We start from the raw sequence: 18,338 nt of genomic DNA on the forward strand, positions 1-18,338 counted from the left end.
AAAACAGTGTGTTTATACACAGCAAAAAGGGTGATCTTTTTTATTGACTTTATCAGGAGTTTAGAAAAATAGGATCATATTTGTGGACAAATGTGAGGCTGGTGGATCTTTGACCTGTTGAAAGAATAGGCGTCATTTTAACGAGTTAAAAATGATGCCAAACAGACAATTACCTATGTAAGTGATTGAATTTATATTGATAATTGTACCTCCATGTATGGATCGACTTTTTTAGTGACGATCGTCACATTACGTTGGCTAGCACTAAAAATCAGTTTTTCACAATGTTACCCACAGAAAAGGTGAATAAATCGCGTTAGTTCTTTTTATTATGTGGATAGCTTGCATTGTATGCGTTTTTATTCACAAAAATGGGGGCTAGATAATAAAAATTGCTCATTAAACGACAACAAATTTGCCCACTGCAGTGATCTGTGAAAAAATCAGTATTAACAGAGTTTTAATTTGAGGTCATCCAGTGATTGATGGCGATGGTTACCGTCCTAATGTGGGCATAGTAATATGTAATCACCAAGGTCAAGTATTCTGGGCGAAACGATACGGTCAACATTCTTGGCAATTCCCTCAAGGTGGGATTGATGAAGGTGAAACTCCTGAACAAGCAATGTATCGAGAGTTATATGAAGAAGTTGGATTAACAAAAAAAGATGTGAAGCTTTTAGCGACAAGTCGTCATTGGTTAAGATATAAATTACCAAAACGCTTAGTTCGTTGGGAATCCAAACCTGTTTGTATCGGGCAAAAACAGAAATGGTTTTTGCTACGCCTAGAGTGTTGTGAGTCTAAGGTGAACATGCAACGTGGTCAAACTGCAGAGTTTGATGGTTGGAGGTGGGTAAGTTATTGGTACCCAGTTCGACAAGTTGTGTCGTTTAAGCGAGATGTGTATCGACGTGCGATGAAAGAGTTCGCAGCCGTTACCATGCCTTTTAGAGAGCGAAAGCATAAAAGGAAAGATAAGGCCTAATATGCTAACCCAGTTGAGGGAAATAGTTGAGCAGGTTTCAAAGGTTGATGATCTTCGTCAATCTTTAGAGATCTTAGTGAATGAAACATGCAAAGCGATGCAAACAGAGTGTTGCTCTATATACATTGTTAATGAACCGCAACAACAAATAGAGTTAATGGCGACAAAGGGGCTCGTGACTCCAAGTAAGTCAGTCACTCTTGATATTAATGAAGGCTTAGTTGGGTTGGTTTGCCGAACGGTTGAGCCATTAAACCTTGCCGATGCCGTTAATCACCCTAATTATAAATACGTACCTGAAATTGGTGAGGAGATTTATCACTCTTTTTTGGCTACGCCTATTGTGCACCGCCGGAATTGCCTAGGAGTATTGGTTGTTCAACAACGTAGGCAGCGATCTTTTACAGAAGTGGAAGAGTCCTTTCTCGTTACTCTGTCCGCTCAGTTAGCTGTAATATTTGCCCATGCTAAAGCGCAAGGTCAAAGGCTTAAAAATCATCAACAAACTCAGGTATTTTCAGGTCTTGCGGCATCACCGGGTGTAGCGATTGCTCCACTGTGGTGGGGGGATGAACAACCTCAGTTAGAGTCAGTCAGTCCTTGCTCCACCCTTAATATACATCAAGAGCTAGAAAGTCTATCTCAAGCTATTGATCTGGCTATGAAGGATTTTAGAAAACTAAGAAAGCGTCTTGTTAATGATATAAATAAAGATACCTTGGCAATTTTTGATCTGTTTATTCACTTATTGAATGATCCCACTTTACGTGAGGATCTAAAAAAACAGATTAAGTCAGGTGACACGGTAGATTGGGCGTTAAGACAAGTTGTTGAGTCCTATGCTGCTCGTTTTGGTAAAATGAGTGATCCTTATCTCCGCGAGCGTTCTCAAGATATTAAAGAGTTAGGTCAGCGTTTACTCTACTTCCTTTATAATGGCGAGTCAGTTGAATATGATTGGCCTCATCCTGTCATCCTTATTACCCAAGAGTTAACGGCATCCTTATTGGCCAGCGTCCCAAAAGGGAAGCTAAAAGCGGTTGTCTCTATGGAAGGTGCCTCTAATTCTCATGCGGCCATTCTATCTCGTGCATTAGGTATACCGGCAGTGATGGGGGTCGATATTACCCCTCAAAAGCTGCATAACAAGAAAGCAATAGTGGATGGTTATAGTGGACAGATCTTTGTTCGCCCATCTCGAGCTTTAGTTAAAGAGTATCGACAGCTTCTAAATGAAGAGCTTGAACTGTCAAAGTTGGTGGAAGGAGAGATCGAAGAGATCACTCAAACCAAAGATCAATTATCAATTAATCTCTTCTTAAACGCCGGATTGAGTGCCGATACGAGTATCGCGATTAATAAAGGAGTGAAAGGGGTCGGTCTATACCGAACTGAAATCCCATTTTTACTTCAACACCGCTTTCCTTCTGAAGAAGAGCAGACACTGCAGTATCGCTCAGTATTAGAAGCCTATCCCAATAAACCTGTTGTGATGAGAACACTCGATGTTGGAGGGGATAAACCACTGCCTTATCTCTCCGTTGAGGAGGACAACCCGTTCCTAGGTTGGCGAGGTATTCGATTTACCCTTGATCATCCAGATATCTTCTTAATCCAGTTGCGCGCGATGTTAAAAGCCAGCGTCGGCTTAGATAACATGGATATCATGTTACCGATGATCTCTGGTTTAAAAGAGCTGGATGATGCATTGGCATTTATTGAGCAAGCGTATAATGAGGTCTCAACCTTATCTGAGCACCAACTAAAAAGGCCTAAGATTGGGATTATGATAGAGGTGCCTTCTATGCTCTATCTTCTTCCTCAGGTTGCTGAAAAAGTAGATTTTATCTCAGTAGGTAGTAACGATTTAACACAATATTTGCTGGCGGTTGATCGAAATAATACCAGAGTGGCTGATGTGTATGACTCACTTCACCCCGCCGTGATTGCCGCGTTAAAGCATATTATTGATGTGAGTAACCAGCATCAATTACCGGTCTGTTTATGTGGTGAATTAGCCGGTGATCCTATTGGCGCGCTTCTGTTAGTTGGTCTTGGTTATCGCTCCTTAAGCATGAATACTTCCAGCGTCGCTAAAATTAAATATATATTGCGTCAAGTATCTTTGAACGAGTTGGTTATAATGGTCGAAAAGATTGATCACTGTTATGCCGCAGAAGAGATACGTGAATTGATGGTGAACTTTTTGGAAACTAAAGGTTTAGGTGGCTTCATTCGAGCCGGGAAATAGAGAAAAGGCGACAAAGCATCATGTTGGAAAGTACGATTTGGTTGTTTGGCATGTGCTTAATGTTAGGCTCTGTTGTGGGTGTTATGGCTGGTCTTCTAGGAATCGGCGGTGGATTATTGGTTGTCCCTGCACTGTTGTGGCTGCTGCCGCAAGCGAATGTCGCCGGTGATATTGTCATGCAGATTGCATTAGCAACCTCATTAGCGAGTATTGTGCTGACATCAGGCTCTTCAGCATTTAATCACTTTAAATTGGGTAATGTTGATTTCTATCTGATTAAAGGTTTAGTACCAGGTGTTGTTCTTGGGGGAATAGCGGGAAGTTACATTGCTGAGTTGATCCCATCTCACCTACTGCCTAAAATATTCTCAGTTATTGTATTGATGTTAGCCGTTCAAATGTTTATCTCAATAAGAGTGAAATCAACCCGGCAGATGCCTGGTCTACTAGGCTGCTCCATCAGTGGTGGTATTATTGGTACCGTAGCAAGTCTTGCTGGTATAGGAGGTGGTTCATTAACGGTACCTTACTTGAGTATGCATGGCGTAGAGATGCGTAAAGCGATCGGTAGCGCTTCGTTATGTGGCACTATGATTGCCATTGCGGGAATGGTTGGTTTTGTCTTTCATGGCCTTTCTGTTGAACATTTGCCTGAATTTAGTGTCGGATACGTTTACTTACCTGCACTTATTGGTATTGCTTCTACTTCAGTACTCACCACTAAAATTGGTGCCTCGTTAGCGTTTAAGTTACCAACAAGAACCTTAAAAAAAGTGTTTGCCGCGTTTTTAATTTGTATTGGCATCAAAATGTTTATTGGTTAGCCACAATTTTATATAGAGAATTTATTTAATGAGTCTTACATTTCCACAAATCGATCCTGTCCTTATTGAGTTAGGACCATTAGCAATACGATGGTATGGGTTGATGTACCTGTTTGGTTTTATGTTTGCGTTGTGGCTTGCGAATAAGCGAGCAGAGCGTCCGAATAGCGGTTGGAATAAAGATCAGGTCAGCGACCTTCTTTTTGCTGGGTTTCTAGGGGTGGTGATTGGTGGCCGAGTCGGTTACGTCCTCTTCTATAACTTTGGTATGTTCCTTGATGATCCTATCTATTTATTTAAAGTGTGGACTGGAGGGATGTCATTCCATGGTGGGTTACTTGGTGTGATCACTGCCATGTTATGGTACGGCTATAAAAATGGACGTACCTTCTTCAGTATTGCCGATTTTATTGCCCCGTTAGTGCCGTTTGGCCTCGGATTAGGTCGTTTAGGTAACTTTATGAATGGCGAGTTATGGGGGCGTGTTTCTGATGTTCCTTGGGCTATGGTATTTCCTTACGGTGGTCCTCTACCTCGTCATCCATCACAGCTCTATGAATTTGCCTTAGAAGGCGTGGTGCTGTTCTTTATTCTAAACTGGTTTATCCGTAAGCCTCGTCCATTAGCATCGGTTTCAGGCCTGTTTCTATTTGGTTATGGTTCATTCAGGTTTATCATTGAATACTTTAGAGAACCTGATGCACAACTTGGGCTGTTTGGTGATTTTATTAGTATGGGGCAAATCCTATCTCTTCCAATGGTCATTGGTGGCTTAGTGATGGTGTTGTGGGCATACAAACGTGAAGAGAAAAGCGTAAAGGCCAGTTGATATATAAATAAAAGGTTAGAGAATCTCTTACCTTGTATGCAATTTTTACTCTATTTTTTAGTGTTGGGAACAGATTAGTCATGAAGCAATATTTAGATTTGATGCAAGATATCGTAGATAACGGCAGTGACCGTGGTGATAGAACGGGAGTGGGCACTCGCTCTTTGTTCGGGCGACAGATGCGTTTTGATCTTAATGATGGTTTTCCTATGCTGACCACCAAGAAACTCTATACCCGAGCGATCATTCATGAACTGTTGTGGTTTTTAAATGGTGATACCAATGTTAAATATCTTCAAGACAATAAAGTGTCAATTTGGGATGAGTGGGCGACGGAATCTGGAGATTTAGGGCCGGTATATGGTGCTCAATGGCGTTCATGGACATGTCCTGATGGAACGACTATTGATCAAATTGCAGAGTTAATAGAGCAGATAAAGAACAAACCTCATTCACGACGCCATATTATTTCCGCTTGGAATCCTGCGGATCTTCCTGACGAGAGTCAATCTCCACAAATGAATGCTGAACAAGGCAAGATGGCATTAGCGCCGTGTCACTGCCTATTTCAATTCTATGTGGCAGATGGCAAGTTATCCTGTCAACTGTATCAACGCAGTGCTGATTATTTCTTAGGAGTTCCGTTTAATATTGCTAGTTATGCGCTGTTTACTCATATGATTGCGCAACAGTGTGATTTAGGTGTTGGAGAGTTTGTACATACCTTTGGTGATGTGCACCTCTACTCAAACCACTTGAACGATGACATTGTGTTTGAGCATCTCAAGAGGGCACCAACGTCACTGCCTAAACTGGTGATTAATCGTAAACCGGACTCAATATTTGATTACAAATTGGAAGATTTTGAGATCGTAGATTATAACGCTCAACCAGGTATTAAAGCACCTATCGCTATTTAACTATTATTAGTTTAGATATAGAAAAGGCCCTGTCACGTTAGTGGCAGGGCCTTTTATGTATTGTCTCATCCTGAAAGGTGTTAGGTGATTACACCGTTAGAGCAAGGATAGTACCGGGTAATACAACGAATACGAAACCGATGTAGGCAGCAACAATCGACTTTTTCTTTGCTGCAACTTCCGCAATGTAGAAAGCACCCTTGAGTGGTAACTCTCGAAGAAAGGGAATGCCGAAAATCACTAAGGTAGAGGTGATATTAAAGGCTAAATGTACGAGTGCAATCTGTAAGGCAAAGACGGCGTATTCACCAGTTACGGCAGTTGCAGCAAGTAGGGCGGTAATACAAGTACCTATGTTTGCGCCAAGAGTAAACGGGTAAACATCGCGCACTTTTAGTACACCGGTACCGACTAGTGGCACCATTAAGCTAGTGGTAGTAGAAGAGGACTGAACCAATATAGTCACTACTGAACCTGAGGCGATACCGTGTAGTGGACCACGTCCAATTGCACTTTTTAGAATATCACGTGCGCGACCAACCATCAGCTTCTTCATTAGTTGCCCCATCACCGTAATCGAGACAAAAACGAGGGCAATACCTAAAAAGATTAATATAAGGCCGCCAGTCATCTCACCAAAGGTAGACAGTGGTTCTTTAACCGCACTGACAACAGGCTTAGTTAGAGGCTTGATAAAGTTGAAGCTTTTTATGCTCATGTCACCAGCACTAAGTAGTGGTGAAACTAACCAGTGTGAGATCTTTTCAAATATGCCGAACATCATCTCTAAAGGTAAGAAGATAACGACAGCAAGTAAGTTAAAGAAGTCATGAATTGTGGCACAGGCAAAAGCACGGCGGAACTCATCTTTACAGCGAGCATGCCCTAAGCTAACGAGTGTATTGGTCAGTGTAGTACCAATGTTGGCCCCCATGACCATAGGTATTGCCATTTCTACGGGCAAACCACCAGCCACTAAACCAACGATGATGGATGTGACGGTACTTGAAGATTGAATTAACGCTGTTGCAGTTAAACCGATCATTAACCCAGCGATAGGGTGTGAGGCGAATTCAAACAGTGTTTTTGCCTGTTCACCGACAGACCATTTAAATCCAGAACTAATCATTGCTACTGCAAGAAGTAGCAAGTAGAGCATAAAGGCAAGACCTGCCCAGCGAACCCAGTTTGTGGAGCCTTTACTATCGACAGTAGCACTCAGTGTTTGGGTATTCATCATTTTAATCTCCGCGACTTAATTCAGTTTTGTCGTTTTGTTTATCTGAAGCGATAGTAGATAAGGTTTATTTCAGAAATATGACAATTTTAATAAAAGAGCGTCATATTACCTAAGCGAAAAATAAGTTGGATTTCCTTATATTTAATTCACTGATTTATTAGGGTTTTTACGGGTTTTGTTGTTGTTGATATTAATTGTTATTTACAGTTTTTTGTCAGTTTTAAGACGATTTGATGTCAGTTCTGTCAGGCTACTGTCATATTCAGAGCGGAAAAAATTGTCGTTAGCGCGGTTCAGTTCGGTTTTTCCGAGCTAAACCTAAAGAAGATTCGACTGTTTATTGTTTTTTAAATATCGCACTCTAGAGATAACCAATAAAATGTGAGGATACTATTATGAACAGATGTAGCAGCATCATCGGCACCGTTTTTGTATTGAGCAGCTTTTCTATTGCTGCAGAAGAGTATGCCAACTGCACGACTGAAGATAAAAATGAGGTGTGCCAAGCCTATTTAAATGGCGTAAAAATAAATTGTGAGGAGGCTTTTAAGAAGATATCTGCAGCGGAAGAGAAGAAAGCAGAAGAAGAGGGCTCTTTTATGGCTAGGGCGTTAGAGCAGAGAGCTGGACAGCGGATCAGGTCAAATGTTGGGATGTAATTAAAGTCTATTCTTATATTGAAAGCGTTTTACTAACTGTCATAATTGTTTAGTTAATTGCAGTTCTTTATGGAGTGTCATGTCTCATCTTAACTATAACCATCTTTACTACTATTGGATGGTTTGCAAAAAAGGCTCAGTGACAAAAGCCGCAGAAGCTCTATTCCTTACCCCACAGACGGTAACGGGCCAGATAAAAGCATTAGAAGATCGAATGGATGGCAAGCTGACTAAGCGTAATGGCCGAAGTATCGAACCGACTGAGCTCGGTCAGTTAGTCTATAAGTATGCCGATCGCATGTTTGGTTTAAGCTATGAAATGCTTGATATAGTCAACTACTCTCAAAAAGAGAATGTACTGCTGGATGTCGGTGTTGCTGATGCCCTTTCTAAGCGGTTGGTTAGCCAGATCCTTGTAGAGACAGTACCTGAAGATAGCAGCATTCACCTGCGATGCTTTGAATCGACCCATGAACTGCTTTTAGAGAAGTTGTCTGAACATAAACTCGATATGATCTTATCGGATTACCCTGTCGACTCGACACAAAGCCCCGGACTGTTTAGTAAAAAACTGGGGGAGTGTAATATGAGTTTCTTTAGTCAGAAAGCGATTCAACTTGATGACTTCCCAGCGGATTTAGAAAAACATCGTCTATTGATTCCTGGCAGTCGAACGTCAATGGGCAGAAAATTGATCCAGTGGTTTGATCAGCAGGGCATTCAACCAAACGTCTTGGGTGAATTTGATGATGCAGCCTTAATGAAATCTTTTGCACGTTATAACAACGTGATCTTTTTAGCCCCTCAAATCTATCAAAAAGAGATGGATGGTAGTGTTCCTCTATATCAGGTTGCGAAGGTAGCTGAATTAAAAGAGGAGTATTACGTTATTTTCGCAGAAAGAATGATACAGCACCCTGCTGTAAAAAGTATTTGCGAAACCGATTTCGACTCTCTTTTCTGCGTATAGCCTTTATCTCTCTTTGCTGATGTAAAACAGTAGTATTCTTCATTCACATTTAGTAAATTAGCATCAACTTAACTAAAGGCTCTGAATGATGGATTTGAAGAGAATGCAACAGAACAGCGGACAAGCTGTTGTGTTATTAAAGGCAATGGCCAATGAACGCCGCTTGTTTATTTTATGCTACTTGCTTGACGGTGAGATGTCCGTTGGTGTTATGTGCGATAAATTAGGACTTAGCCAATCGGCGCTTTCACAGCACCTCGCTTGGTTGCGACGTGATGAGCTTGTCCAGACCAGAAAAGAGTCACAAACCGTCTATTACTCGATAAAGAGCGCCGAAGTAAGAGCGATGATTCAACTTCTGCACGATCTTTACTGCAAATAAAAACGTTATTTAAAACACCAAAATGCAGATATAAAAAAACCGGCCAAGGCCGGTTTTTATTTCTGAACAATAAAAGTGCTAATTAAAGCGCTTTGATTGCTGCAGTGAAGCGAGACTTATGACGAGCTGCTTTATTCTTATGAATAAGGCCTTTGCCTGCCATACGGTCCAAAATTGGTGTAACTGCTGCAAGTTCTGCAGTCGCTGCTTCTTTATCGCCTGCTTCAATTGCTGCGATAGTTTTTTTCATGTAAGTACGCATCATAGAGCGACGGCTAGCGTTATGCTGGCGACGTTTCTCAGACTGGATAGCGCGTTTCTTAGCAGATTTACTATTAGCCAAGGGTCTAACTCCAAACTTTGATTCGGTGAAAATTTAAGGTCGAGAACTATGCCTAGACTAACCGAATTTGTCAAATGATTTGTGTAAATTATCGTCATCAGCAAAACAAGTCATGGTGATAACGGATTAACACGGTTAAGATGGCAGGTATTCTATCAGCATTCCTTTGTGTTGTAAGCTTTAGTATTCATCTTTTCGAGGTTTTTTGTGAGTAAACGTCTTTTACGTTCAGGAATGATAGTAAGTATCATGACTTTAGTCTCCCGTGTTTTAGGTTTAGTGCGTGATGTCGTGGTCGCAAACCTAATGGGAGCGGGGGCTTCAGCGGATGTTTTCTTTTTTGCTAATAAAATTCCTAACTTTTTACGTCGATTGTTTGCTGAAGGTGCTTTTTCTCAAGCTTTTGTCCCTGTTCTCACAGAATCTCACGCAGAAGGCGATTTAGATAAGACAAGAGAGCTGATTGCGAAAGTATCAGGAACACTTGGTGCGATTGTTACGCTAGTAACGATACTCGGTGTATTGGGTTCGGGAGTGGTTACTGCTCTATTTGGAGCGGGCTGGTTCATTGATTGGTTAAACGGCGGTCCTAATGGCGAAAAGTTTGAGCTGGCCAGTTTGATGTTGAAGATTACCTTCCCCTATTTGTGGTTCATTACTTTTGTCGCCTTGTCTGGAGCCATCCTCAATACGCTAGGAAAATTTGCGGTCTCTTCATTCACTCCCGTGTTTTTAAATATCTCAATCATCGCGTGTGCTACTTTTATCGCGCCCAACTTATCACAGCCTGAAATAGGCTTAGCCATTGGCGTGTTTTTAGGTGGACTCATTCAATTCCTATTTCAAATTCCTTTTTTGATTAAGGAGAAGGTTTTTGTACGACCTAAGTGGGGGTGGCGTGATCCTGGTGTAGTTAAAATCAGAACCTTAATGATCCCGGCGTTATTTGGGGTATCAGTGAGCCAAATTAATTTATTGTTTGATACCTTTATTGCCAGTTTCTTAGCAACGGGCTCCATCAGTTGGCTCTACTACTCCGACCGATTGTTAGAGTTCCCATTAGGTTTGTTTGGAATCGCTATTGCAACGGTAATCCTTCCGGCCTTATCAAGAAAACATGTTGATTCAGAACCTCAAGAGTTTGCGCAAACCATGGATTGGGGCGTACGTATGGTCTTACTGCTTGGGATTCCGGCCATGTTAGGGTTAATGGTGTTAGCCAAACCCATGTTAATGGTGCTATTTATGCGAGGGGAGTTTACCCCTACAGATGTACATAACGCCTCTTTATCTCTGCTTGCGTATGCTTCTGGTTTACTTAATTTCATGTTGATCAAGGTGTTAGCTCCGGGTTACTACGCAAGGCAAGATACAAAAACACCTGTTAAATATGGGATTATAGCGATGGCAACGAACATGGTATTTAATGCGATTTTTGCTTCAATGTATGGTTATGTTGGATTGGCAATGGCAACGGCTCTTTCAGCGCTGGTGAATGCGGGGCTGTTGTATAGAGGCCTACACCGTGCTGAGATCTATCAATTCTCCAAGCAGACACTATTGTTTGTCGGTAAGTTAGTACTGGCTGGCATTATGCTGGTGGTCACGCTTTTGTGGTTTTTACCAAGTTTGGATGTATGGGTTGGTTGGAGCTTATTGAAGCGAATTGAGATTCTAGTGGGAATGATTGGACTTGGTGCTGGTGTTTACGTCATCTCGGCACTGCTGTTTGGTGTTAGATTGCATCATCTTAAAGTAGAAAGTTAATGGTGAGCTAAGGCAATACCCAAAACCGTACTGATAGTATATAATTCGTCGGTTTTTTGTCTCCAATAGTAGTGATAAAGCAGAATGGAATTAATTCGAGGGATTCATAACATACGCGCTAGCCACCATGGCTGCGTTTTAACCATTGGAAATTTTGATGGCGTTCATCTTGGGCATCATCAATTAATTCAGCAGGTTAGTGAAAAAGCAAGTGAGTTAGGCTTGCCCTCGATGGTCATGACATTTGAGCCACAACCACTGGAGCTATTTTTAGGTGAAAATGCACCAGCACGCTTAACCCGTTTTCGCGACAAGTACGTTCAATTGAGTAAATTAAACTTAGCGCGATTATTGTGTATTAATTTCAATCAAGATTTTGCCAATATTGAAGCCGATGAGTTTATACGAAGCTTGTTGGTTGAGCGTTTGGGTGTTAAGTTTCTAGTGGTCGGTGATGACTTTTCGTTTGGCCGCAATCGTAGCGGAAATTTTTCTCTATTAGAGCAAGCGGGAAAGAAGTACGGATTCACCGTGGTGAGTACACAGAGTTTCTGTTTATCTCAGCAACGAGTCAGTAGCACGTGTATTCGTGAAGCGTTAGCCAATGATGAGCTAGAGAGCGTATCGTTAATGCTTGGTAGGCAATACAGCATGACAGGTCGTGTCTCACATGGTCAAAAGTTAGGCCGTACTATTGGTTTTCCAACCGCGAATATTCCACTGAAAAGACGCGTCTCTCCGGTATCCGGTGTGTATGTCGTTAAAGTCAAAGGTTTTGGCAACAGCGCCATTGGTGGTGTTGCAAATATTGGTAATCGCCCAACAGTAGATGGGGTGCGCCAGCAGCTAGAAGTTCACTTATTTGATTTTACCGCCAATCTATATGGCAAACAGCTTGAAGTTGAACTTCTACATAAATTGCGAGAAGAGATAAAATTTGACTCTTTTGAAGCATTAAAGAAACAAATCGAATCAGATGCTCAGAAAGCTCGGGTGTGGCTTTCTGAAAATAATAATTAACTTCGCCCAAGTTAACGGAATTAAGAATCAATGAGTGACTATAAAGATACCCTGAACCTACCTGAAACAGGGTTTCCTATGCGTGGTAACCTGGCCAACCGTGAGCCAGCAATGCTTAAACGTTGGAATGACGCTGATCTTTACGGTGAAATCCGCAAAGCTAAGAAAGGTAAAAAATCTTTCATATTGCACGATGGCCCTCCTTACGCCAACGGTGATATTCATATTGGTCATGCTCTAAATAAAATTCTTAAAGATATTATTATTAAGTCAAAGACGCTGTCTGGTTTTGACTCACCATATATTCCAGGTTGGGATTGTCATGGTCTTCCTATCGAGTTAATGGTAGAGAAGAAAGTCGGCAAACCAGGACATAAAGTGACGGCGGCTGAATTTCGTGAAAAGTGCCGTACTTACGCCGCTGGACAAGTTGAAGGCCAAAAAGAGAGTTTCATTCGTTTAGGTATCTTAGGTGAGTGGGACAAGCCTTATCGCACCATGGATTTTGCAACTGAAGCGAACATTATTCGTTCATTGGGTACCATTGCTGATAAGGGACATCTACTGAAAGGGTTTAAACCTGTTCACTGGTGTACCGATTGTGGTTCTGCATTGGCAGAAGCTGAAGTTGAATATCAAGACAAAGTATCCCCGTCGATTGATGTTACATTCAAAGCGGTGGATGAAGCCGCTGTATTGGCTAAGTTCAACTTCGATGGTGAGCAGGGCCGAGGCGATATCTCAGTGGTTATCTGGACCACGACACCTTGGACTATGCCAGCTAACCGCGCGGTTGCTATGCATGAAGATCTTGAGTACGTATTAATCCAAGTTGAAGGTAATGCACCACAACGTCTGATTTTAGCCACAGAGCTTGCAGATAGCGTGCTACAACGTGCGGGTATTGAGAACTTCTCTAAATTAGGCTTCTGTAAAGGTGCTGACTTAGAGCTATTACGCTTTAACCATCCATTCTACCGTTTTGATGTGCCTATCGTTCTTGGTGAACATGTAACGACTGAATCGGGTACGGGGTGTGTACATACTGCACCAGGTCACGGCCAAGAAGATTTCGTGGTTGGTAAAAAATATGACTTAGAAGTGGCTAACCCAGTGGGCAGTAATGGTGTTTACTTACCAGATACTGAATTATTTGCAGGTCAGCACGTATTTAAAGCCAATGCCGCGGTGGTTGAAACGCTTAAAGAGCATGGTTCTCTGCTGCATCATGAAAATTATGAACACAGTTACCCACACTGCTGGCGTCATAAAACCCCAATTATTTTCCGCGCGACGCCACAATGGTTCATTTCAATGGATCAAGCGGGCTTACGAGCCAAAGCACTTGAAGAAGTGAAAAACGTACAGTGGATGCCTGAGTGGGGTCAAAGCCGTATTGAAGGGATGATTGAAGGTCGCCCTGAGTGGTGTATCTCTCGTCAACGTACTTGGGGTGTACCAATTGCCCTATTTGTACATAAAGAGACTCAAGAGCTTCACCCTAAGAGCAGCGAGCTTATTGAAAAAGTAGCGAAGTTGGTTGAAGAAAAAGGCATTCAAGCATGGTGGGACCTAGACGCTGCAGAGCTAATGGGCTCAGACGATGCTGAACACTATGAAAAAGTACTGGATACGCTGGATGTCTGGTTTGATTCAGGTGTTACTCATTCATCGGTCGTTGACAGCCGCGAAGAGTTTAACGGTAACAGTGCGGATCTCTATCTTGAAGGTTCAGATCAACACCGTGGTTGGTTCCAGTCGTCGTTGATCTCGTCAGTAGCAATGAAAGATAAAGCCCCATACAAGCAAGTGTTAACGCATGGTTTTGTTGTTGATGGTAAAGGCCGTAAGATGTCAAAATCCATCGGTAACGTAATCGCGCCAAAAGACGTCACTAATAACCTTGGCGCTGATATTCTGCGTCTATGGGTCGCATCAACGGACTCAACCGGTGAAGTTGCCGTATCTGATGAGATTTTAAAACGTTCAGCGGACGCTTACCGCCGTATTCGTAATACCGCACGTTTCTTCTTAGCAAACTTAAGTGGTTTCAATCCTGAAACGGATCTTGTCCCTGCGAAAGATATGGTCGCTCTGGATCGTTGGGCTGTTGGACGTGCTTTCGCTGCACAAGAAGAGATTATTAAGTCTTACGATGAGTATAACTTCCACAATGTAACGCAACGTTTGATGCAGTTCTGCTCAATTGAAATGGGCTCATTCTACTTAGACGTCATTAAAGATCGCCAATACACGGCAAAACAGGGTGGTCACGCTCAACGCAGTTGCCAGAGTGCGCTTTACTACATTGTTGAAGCACTGGTTCGCTGGATGGCGCCAATTATGTCATTCACAGCAGATGAAATCTGGAATGAGATGCCAGGTCAGCGTGATAAGTTTGTCTTTACTGGCGAATGGTACCAAGGACTGTTTGACCTTGACGAAAATGAAGAGCTGGGTAATGAATTCTGGTCTGACATTCAACAGGTTCGTGGTGCAGTAAACAAACTGCTTGAAGCGGCACGTGGTGAGAAGATCATCGGTGGAGCATTGCAGGCAGAAGTCACGTTATACGCTTCTGCTGAGCTGGCTGAGAAGATGAACAAGTTAGAAGATGAACTTCGTTTTGTTCTTCTTACCTCAAAAGCAGATGTAGTGGTTACAGACTCCAAACCTGCTGACGCTCAAGAGACGGATGTTGATGGTCTGTTTGTGACCGTTAAAGCCTCAGAAGAGCAGAAGTGTGACCGCTGTTGGCACCATGTTGCCGACGTAGGTAGCGTTGAAGGCCACTCTGATGTTTGTAGCCGCTGTGTAACTAACGTAGATGGAGACGGTGAAGTCCGTCAATACGTTTAATGGCAGAAGCATCGAGCTTGTCAATCAAACAGTCTGGACTCCGCTGGTTATGGCTAGCGGTCGTCGTGTTTGTTGCGGATATCACGATCAAACTGTTTGTGATGGACAGCATGGGATATGGTTGGGCAAACCGCATTGAAGTGCTGCCTTTCTTTAACTTTTTGTATGTTCATAACTATGGTGCAGCATTTAGCTTTTTAAGTGACGCTTCAGGTTGGCAACGCTGGTTCTTTACGGGCATCGCTTTTGTTATCTGTAGTCTGCTTATCTACTGGATGAGAAAATCTTCCGCGGAAGATAAGATCACGAATATCGCTTATGCAGCGATCATTGGTGGTGCGATAGGTAATGTCTTTGATCGGTTAGTACATGGTTTTGTGATCGATTATCTTGATTTTTATTGGGGTCATTATCACTGGCCTGCATTTAACCTTGCTGATGCCGCTATCTGTATTGGAGCTGCACTGATTGTGCTGGAAGGTTTTAAAGCAGACAAAACTAAAAAAATAGACAATAGCGACTAACTGCATGATAGTTGTTATTCAATGAAATCTAAGCGCTGCCCGTTGATTCGGTCGGCGCTTTGCTTTATAAAAAAGAGCAATAACAGAGAATATTAAGGAAGTAAGCATGTCGGTAATTAAAGAGAACAGTGAAGTATTGATGCACTTTACCATTAAATTGCACGATGGCTCAGTAGCAGACTCGACCGTAAACTCAGGAAAACCAGCGAAATTTAAAATGGGTGATGGCTCTTTAAGTGAAAACTTTGAAAAATGCCTTATTGGCCTAGAAGCAAAAACAAAACACAGTTTAGAGCTGGATGCTGAAGATGCGTTTGGAATGCCTAACCCTGACAACATCCATCATATGGACAGAAGTAAGTTTGTTGGGGAATCAAAGGCTGAAGTTGGTACGATAATGGCGTTTAGTAGCCCGGATGGTATGGAAGTGCCTGGAATTATTACTGAGATTGTTGGTGACTCTGTGACGGTTGATTTTAATCACCCTTTAGCGGGCCAAGATGTCATTTTTGATATTGATATTGTTTCTGTAAACAACGCTTAAGAGTTGGGCATAAGAATATAAGATGAAAATACTATTAGCTAACCCTCGCGGTTTTTGTGCTGGTGTTGATCGTGCCATTAGCATTGTAGAGCGTGCATTAGAGATGTATCAGCCTCCTATTTATGTGCGCCATGAAGTGGTGCATAACCGTTTTGTCGTCGAAGGGTTGAAACAGCGCGGTGCTATTTTTGTCGAAGAGTTATCTGAAGTGCCAGATGACAATATTGTTATTTTCTCAGCTCATGGCGTATCACAAGCGGTACGTCTAGAGGCAAAAAACCGTGCATTAACGGTTTTTGACGCCACCTGCCCATTAGTGACTAAAGTTCATATGGAAGTGGCTAGAGCCAGCCGAAAAGATATGGAAGTAGTACTGATTGGCCACGCAGGACATCCTGAAGTTGAAGGCACAATGGGACAGTATGCCAGTCATGAAGGCGGTATGTATCTGGTCGAAACCCCAGATGATGTCAATAGCTTACAAGTGTCCGATCCCAATAATTTGCATTATGTCAGCCAGACAACACTTTCAGTGGACGAAACGTCTGATGTGATTAATAAGTTGCGTGAGGTTTTTCCGAATATCCAAGGGCCGAGAAAAGATGACATTTGCTACGCCACTCAAAACCGCCAAGATGCAGTAAGAGATATGGCCAGTAAAGTGGATGTGCTGATTGTCGTTGGCTCAAAAAATTCCTCAAACTCGACTCGGTTAAAAGAGCTGTCAGAAAAACTTGGAACCGACGCATACTTAACCGATTGCGCTGAAGATATTCAATTAGCTTGGCTGGAAAATAAAGCATTAGTCGGTGTGACCGCTGGAGCTTCAGCGCCAGAAGAGCTAGTGAATCAAATCATCGAACGCATCAAAGAGGTTGGAGATGCGACCGTTGAAGAGTTATCCGGGCGAGAAGAGAATATGTTTTTTGAAGTACCAAAAGAGCTTCAAATTAAAAATATCACCTAATGAATCTAAACCTCAACCTTTGACCTAAAGGTTGAGGTTTTTTATAACAATAAAGGAGAGAACGCAATGGTACGTATTGCGATAGCAGGGGCTGCAGGACGCATGGGCCGAAACCTAATGAAAGCGGTTCATCGCTCAGAAACAGCAGTATTGGCAGCAGCGAGTGAAAGAGCAGAGTCTACGCTGGTTGGAACCGATGCTGGTGAGTTGGCTGGTATTGAGAAGTTAAACATCGCCATTGTTGATGATCTGGCTAAAGAGAGTGATAAATTTGACGTTATCATCGATTTCACTGCGCCAGTATCAACATTACACAACTTAGCTATCTGCCAAAAATACAATAAAGTGTTAGTGATTGGCACAACGGGCTTTAGTGATGCTGAAAAATCGATCATAGATGAAGCCTCAAATGTGATGCCAATTATCATGGCGCCAAACTACAGTGTTGGTGTTAACGTGGTATTCAAGCTTCTTGAGAAAGCGGCCAAAGTAATGGGCGATTACTGCGATGTAGAGATTGTTGAAGCGCATCATCGCCATAAAATCGACGCACCTTCTGGTACCGCAATAGGTATGGGAGAAGCGATAGCAGGTGCGATGGGCAACGAACTCTCGGATGTTGCTGTCTATGCCCGCGAAGGGATTACTGGGGAGCGAACCAAAGATGAAATTGGTTTTGCAACCATACGCGCGGGCGATATTGTCGGCGAGCATACCGCGATGTTTGCTGATATTGGTGAGCGTGTAGAGATAACCCATAAAGCCACCGATAGAATGACGTTTGCAAATGGCGCAGTACGTGCCGCTGTGTGGCTTGCGCCTAAAACGGCAGGGTTGTATAGCATGCAAGATGTTTTAGGCTTGGACGAACTGTAATTCATGGGTACTTATGCAGCTTGCTTTTGAGCTCATAAGTACCTTATTCATAAATTGTGAATAAAATCCCCACTGCAAACCCCTCCCAAATTATCACGACATAGCTATTGTTTTTATTGCTTACCTCCTAATTATTGTTCTAAATGCCTATAATTGGTCATTTACTGGCGTATTTATCGATTGCTTTTTAATGGTCATAAAATTCTTAAGATAAATAAGCTAAATTTCCAGTTAAATATGAATTTGATAAGGAAAGGGCGACTAACACCATTGTTAATTGCTTTTTTTGGTGTTCTTATGATGTTTTTTGTTTGAAGCTCCAGAAAGTAGGGGTTATTTTTTTGTTAAATTGTTGACACTCACTCTATAAGTAAC

Annotated in this window: 17 protein-coding genes; 15 read left to right on the top strand and 2 right to left on the bottom strand. The window is 42.3% G+C overall.

Features of this window, described 5'->3' with window-relative positions:
* Positions 1 to 478: 478 nt before the first annotated feature.
* The 5 genes from rppH (at position 479) to L4C32_RS17240 (ending at position 5,812) form a co-directional block, all read left to right on the top strand.
* Positions 479 to 988 (top strand): RNA pyrophosphohydrolase, encoded by a 510-nt coding sequence (rppH, locus tag L4C32_RS17220; protein WP_428198128.1) that lies wholly within the window; start codon positions 479 to 481, stop codon positions 986 to 988.
* 1 nt (position 989) lies between these two features.
* Positions 990 to 3,239 carry a phosphoenolpyruvate--protein phosphotransferase gene (gene ptsP / locus L4C32_RS17225; protein ID WP_428198129.1) on the top strand — a complete coding sequence of 750 codons (2,250 nt, stop codon included), beginning with the start codon at positions 990 to 992 and terminating at the stop codon, positions 3,237 to 3,239.
* 20 nt (positions 3,240 to 3,259) lie between these two features.
* The gene (locus L4C32_RS17230; RefSeq protein ID WP_428198130.1) at positions 3,260 to 4,063 is read left to right on the top strand and encodes a sulfite exporter TauE/SafE family protein; all 804 of its coding nucleotides are present in this window, start codon (positions 3,260 to 3,262) and stop codon (positions 4,061 to 4,063) included.
* A gap of 28 nt (positions 4,064 to 4,091) precedes the next feature.
* Positions 4,092 to 4,892, top strand: a complete 801-nt coding sequence (lgt, locus tag L4C32_RS17235; RefSeq protein ID WP_428198131.1) for a prolipoprotein diacylglyceryl transferase — start codon at positions 4,092 to 4,094, stop codon at positions 4,890 to 4,892.
* Positions 4,893 to 4,972: 80 nt separating this feature from the next.
* Entirely contained in the window at positions 4,973 to 5,812 is an 840-nt protein-coding gene (locus L4C32_RS17240) for a thymidylate synthase (RefSeq protein ID WP_428198132.1), read from the top strand.
* Positions 5,813 to 5,900: 88 nt separating this feature from the next.
* On the opposite strand, the gene L4C32_RS17245 is transcribed toward L4C32_RS17240, so the two are convergent.
* A complete protein-coding gene (locus L4C32_RS17245) occupies positions 5,901 to 7,049 on the bottom strand; it encodes a Na/Pi symporter (RefSeq protein WP_428198143.1) in 1,149 nt (382 codons plus the stop codon).
* A gap of 398 nt (positions 7,050 to 7,447) precedes the next feature.
* Here L4C32_RS17245 and L4C32_RS17250 point away from each other — a divergent pair, with 398 nt between their 5' ends.
* From L4C32_RS17250 to L4C32_RS17260, 3 genes are all read left to right on the top strand, one after another.
* Positions 7,448 to 7,711 carry a hypothetical protein gene (locus L4C32_RS17250; RefSeq protein ID WP_428198133.1) on the top strand — a complete coding sequence of 88 codons (264 nt, stop codon included), beginning with the start codon at positions 7,448 to 7,450 and terminating at the stop codon, positions 7,709 to 7,711.
* A 79-nt stretch (positions 7,712 to 7,790) separates the two neighbouring features.
* Positions 7,791 to 8,681: a transcriptional activator NhaR gene (gene nhaR / locus L4C32_RS17255; protein WP_428198134.1), complete on the top strand. Its 891-nt coding sequence runs from the start codon at positions 7,791 to 7,793 to the stop codon at positions 8,679 to 8,681.
* Between the two features lie 88 nt (positions 8,682 to 8,769).
* Positions 8,770 to 9,063 (top strand): ArsR/SmtB family transcription factor, encoded by a 294-nt coding sequence (locus L4C32_RS17260; RefSeq protein WP_428198144.1) that lies wholly within the window; start codon positions 8,770 to 8,772, stop codon positions 9,061 to 9,063.
* 82 nt (positions 9,064 to 9,145) lie between these two features.
* On the opposite strand, the gene rpsT is transcribed toward L4C32_RS17260, so the two are convergent.
* On the bottom strand, positions 9,146 to 9,406 hold the full coding sequence (rpsT, locus tag L4C32_RS17265; protein ID WP_428198135.1) for a 30S ribosomal protein S20: 261 nt from the start codon (positions 9,404 to 9,406) through the stop codon (positions 9,146 to 9,148).
* A gap of 207 nt (positions 9,407 to 9,613) precedes the next feature.
* Here rpsT and murJ point away from each other — a divergent pair, with 207 nt between their 5' ends.
* The 7 genes from murJ to dapB all read left to right on the top strand — a co-directional run bounded on the left by murJ (position 9,614) and on the right by dapB (position 17,963).
* A complete protein-coding gene (murJ, locus tag L4C32_RS17270) occupies positions 9,614 to 11,173 on the top strand; it encodes a murein biosynthesis integral membrane protein MurJ (protein WP_428198136.1) in 1,560 nt (519 codons plus the stop codon).
* 84 nt (positions 11,174 to 11,257) lie between these two features.
* A complete protein-coding gene (gene ribF / locus L4C32_RS17275) occupies positions 11,258 to 12,193 on the top strand; it encodes a bifunctional riboflavin kinase/FAD synthetase (RefSeq protein WP_428198137.1) in 936 nt (311 codons plus the stop codon).
* A 30-nt stretch (positions 12,194 to 12,223) separates the two neighbouring features.
* The gene (ileS, locus tag L4C32_RS17280) at positions 12,224 to 15,052 is read left to right on the top strand and encodes an isoleucine--tRNA ligase (RefSeq protein ID WP_428198138.1); all 2,829 of its coding nucleotides are present in this window, start codon (positions 12,224 to 12,226) and stop codon (positions 15,050 to 15,052) included.
* A complete protein-coding gene (gene lspA / locus L4C32_RS17285; RefSeq protein WP_428198139.1) occupies positions 15,052 to 15,576 on the top strand; it encodes a signal peptidase II in 525 nt (174 codons plus the stop codon). The genes ileS and lspA overlap by 1 nt, the downstream gene beginning before the upstream one ends.
* Positions 15,577 to 15,682: 106 nt before the next feature.
* Entirely contained in the window at positions 15,683 to 16,120 is a 438-nt protein-coding gene (gene fkpB / locus L4C32_RS17290) for an FKBP-type peptidyl-prolyl cis-trans isomerase (protein WP_428198140.1), read from the top strand.
* A gap of 22 nt (positions 16,121 to 16,142) precedes the next feature.
* On the top strand, positions 16,143 to 17,087 hold the full coding sequence (gene ispH, locus L4C32_RS17295; RefSeq protein WP_428198141.1) for a 4-hydroxy-3-methylbut-2-enyl diphosphate reductase: 945 nt from the start codon (positions 16,143 to 16,145) through the stop codon (positions 17,085 to 17,087).
* Between the two features lie 66 nt (positions 17,088 to 17,153).
* A complete protein-coding gene (gene dapB, locus L4C32_RS17300) occupies positions 17,154 to 17,963 on the top strand; it encodes a 4-hydroxy-tetrahydrodipicolinate reductase (RefSeq protein ID WP_428198142.1) in 810 nt (269 codons plus the stop codon).
* The last annotated feature ends 375 nt before the right edge of the window (positions 17,964 to 18,338 follow it).

It is taken from the genome of Aliivibrio kagoshimensis (genome assembly GCF_050337105.1).
Taxonomy (GTDB): domain Bacteria; phylum Pseudomonadota; class Gammaproteobacteria; order Enterobacterales; family Vibrionaceae; genus Aliivibrio_A; species Aliivibrio_A kagoshimensis.

Excerpts from the sequence above, each read along its gene's own strand:
- L4C32_RS17260 (WP_428198144.1), top strand. The coding sequence starts at position 8,770 with ATGGATTTGAAGAGAATGCAACAGAACAGCGGACAAGCTGTTGTGTTA.
- ispH (WP_428198141.1), top strand. The coding sequence starts at position 16,143 with ATGAAAATACTATTAGCTAACCCTCGCGGTTTTTGTGCTGGTGTTGAT.
- ribF (WP_428198137.1), top strand. The coding sequence starts at position 11,258 with ATGGAATTAATTCGAGGGATTCATAACATACGCGCTAGCCACCATGGC.
- L4C32_RS17250 (WP_428198133.1), top strand. The coding sequence starts at position 7,448 with ATGAACAGATGTAGCAGCATCATCGGCACCGTTTTTGTATTGAGCAGC.
- L4C32_RS17240 (WP_428198132.1), top strand. The coding sequence starts at position 4,973 with ATGAAGCAATATTTAGATTTGATGCAAGATATCGTAGATAACGGCAGT.
- fkpB (WP_428198140.1), top strand. The coding sequence starts at position 15,683 with ATGTCGGTAATTAAAGAGAACAGTGAAGTATTGATGCACTTTACCATT.
- L4C32_RS17230 (WP_428198130.1), top strand. The coding sequence starts at position 3,260 with ATGTTGGAAAGTACGATTTGGTTGTTTGGCATGTGCTTAATGTTAGGC.
- L4C32_RS17245 (WP_428198143.1), bottom strand. The coding sequence starts at position 7,049 with ATGAATACCCAAACACTGAGTGCTACTGTCGATAGTAAAGGCTCCACA.
- nhaR (WP_428198134.1), top strand. The coding sequence starts at position 7,791 with ATGTCTCATCTTAACTATAACCATCTTTACTACTATTGGATGGTTTGC.
- ptsP (WP_428198129.1), top strand. The coding sequence starts at position 990 with ATGCTAACCCAGTTGAGGGAAATAGTTGAGCAGGTTTCAAAGGTTGAT.
- ileS (WP_428198138.1), top strand. The coding sequence starts at position 12,224 with ATGAGTGACTATAAAGATACCCTGAACCTACCTGAAACAGGGTTTCCT.
- lgt (WP_428198131.1), top strand. The coding sequence starts at position 4,092 with ATGAGTCTTACATTTCCACAAATCGATCCTGTCCTTATTGAGTTAGGA.
- lspA (WP_428198139.1), top strand. The coding sequence starts at position 15,052 with ATGGCAGAAGCATCGAGCTTGTCAATCAAACAGTCTGGACTCCGCTGG.
- dapB (WP_428198142.1), top strand. The coding sequence starts at position 17,154 with ATGGTACGTATTGCGATAGCAGGGGCTGCAGGACGCATGGGCCGAAAC.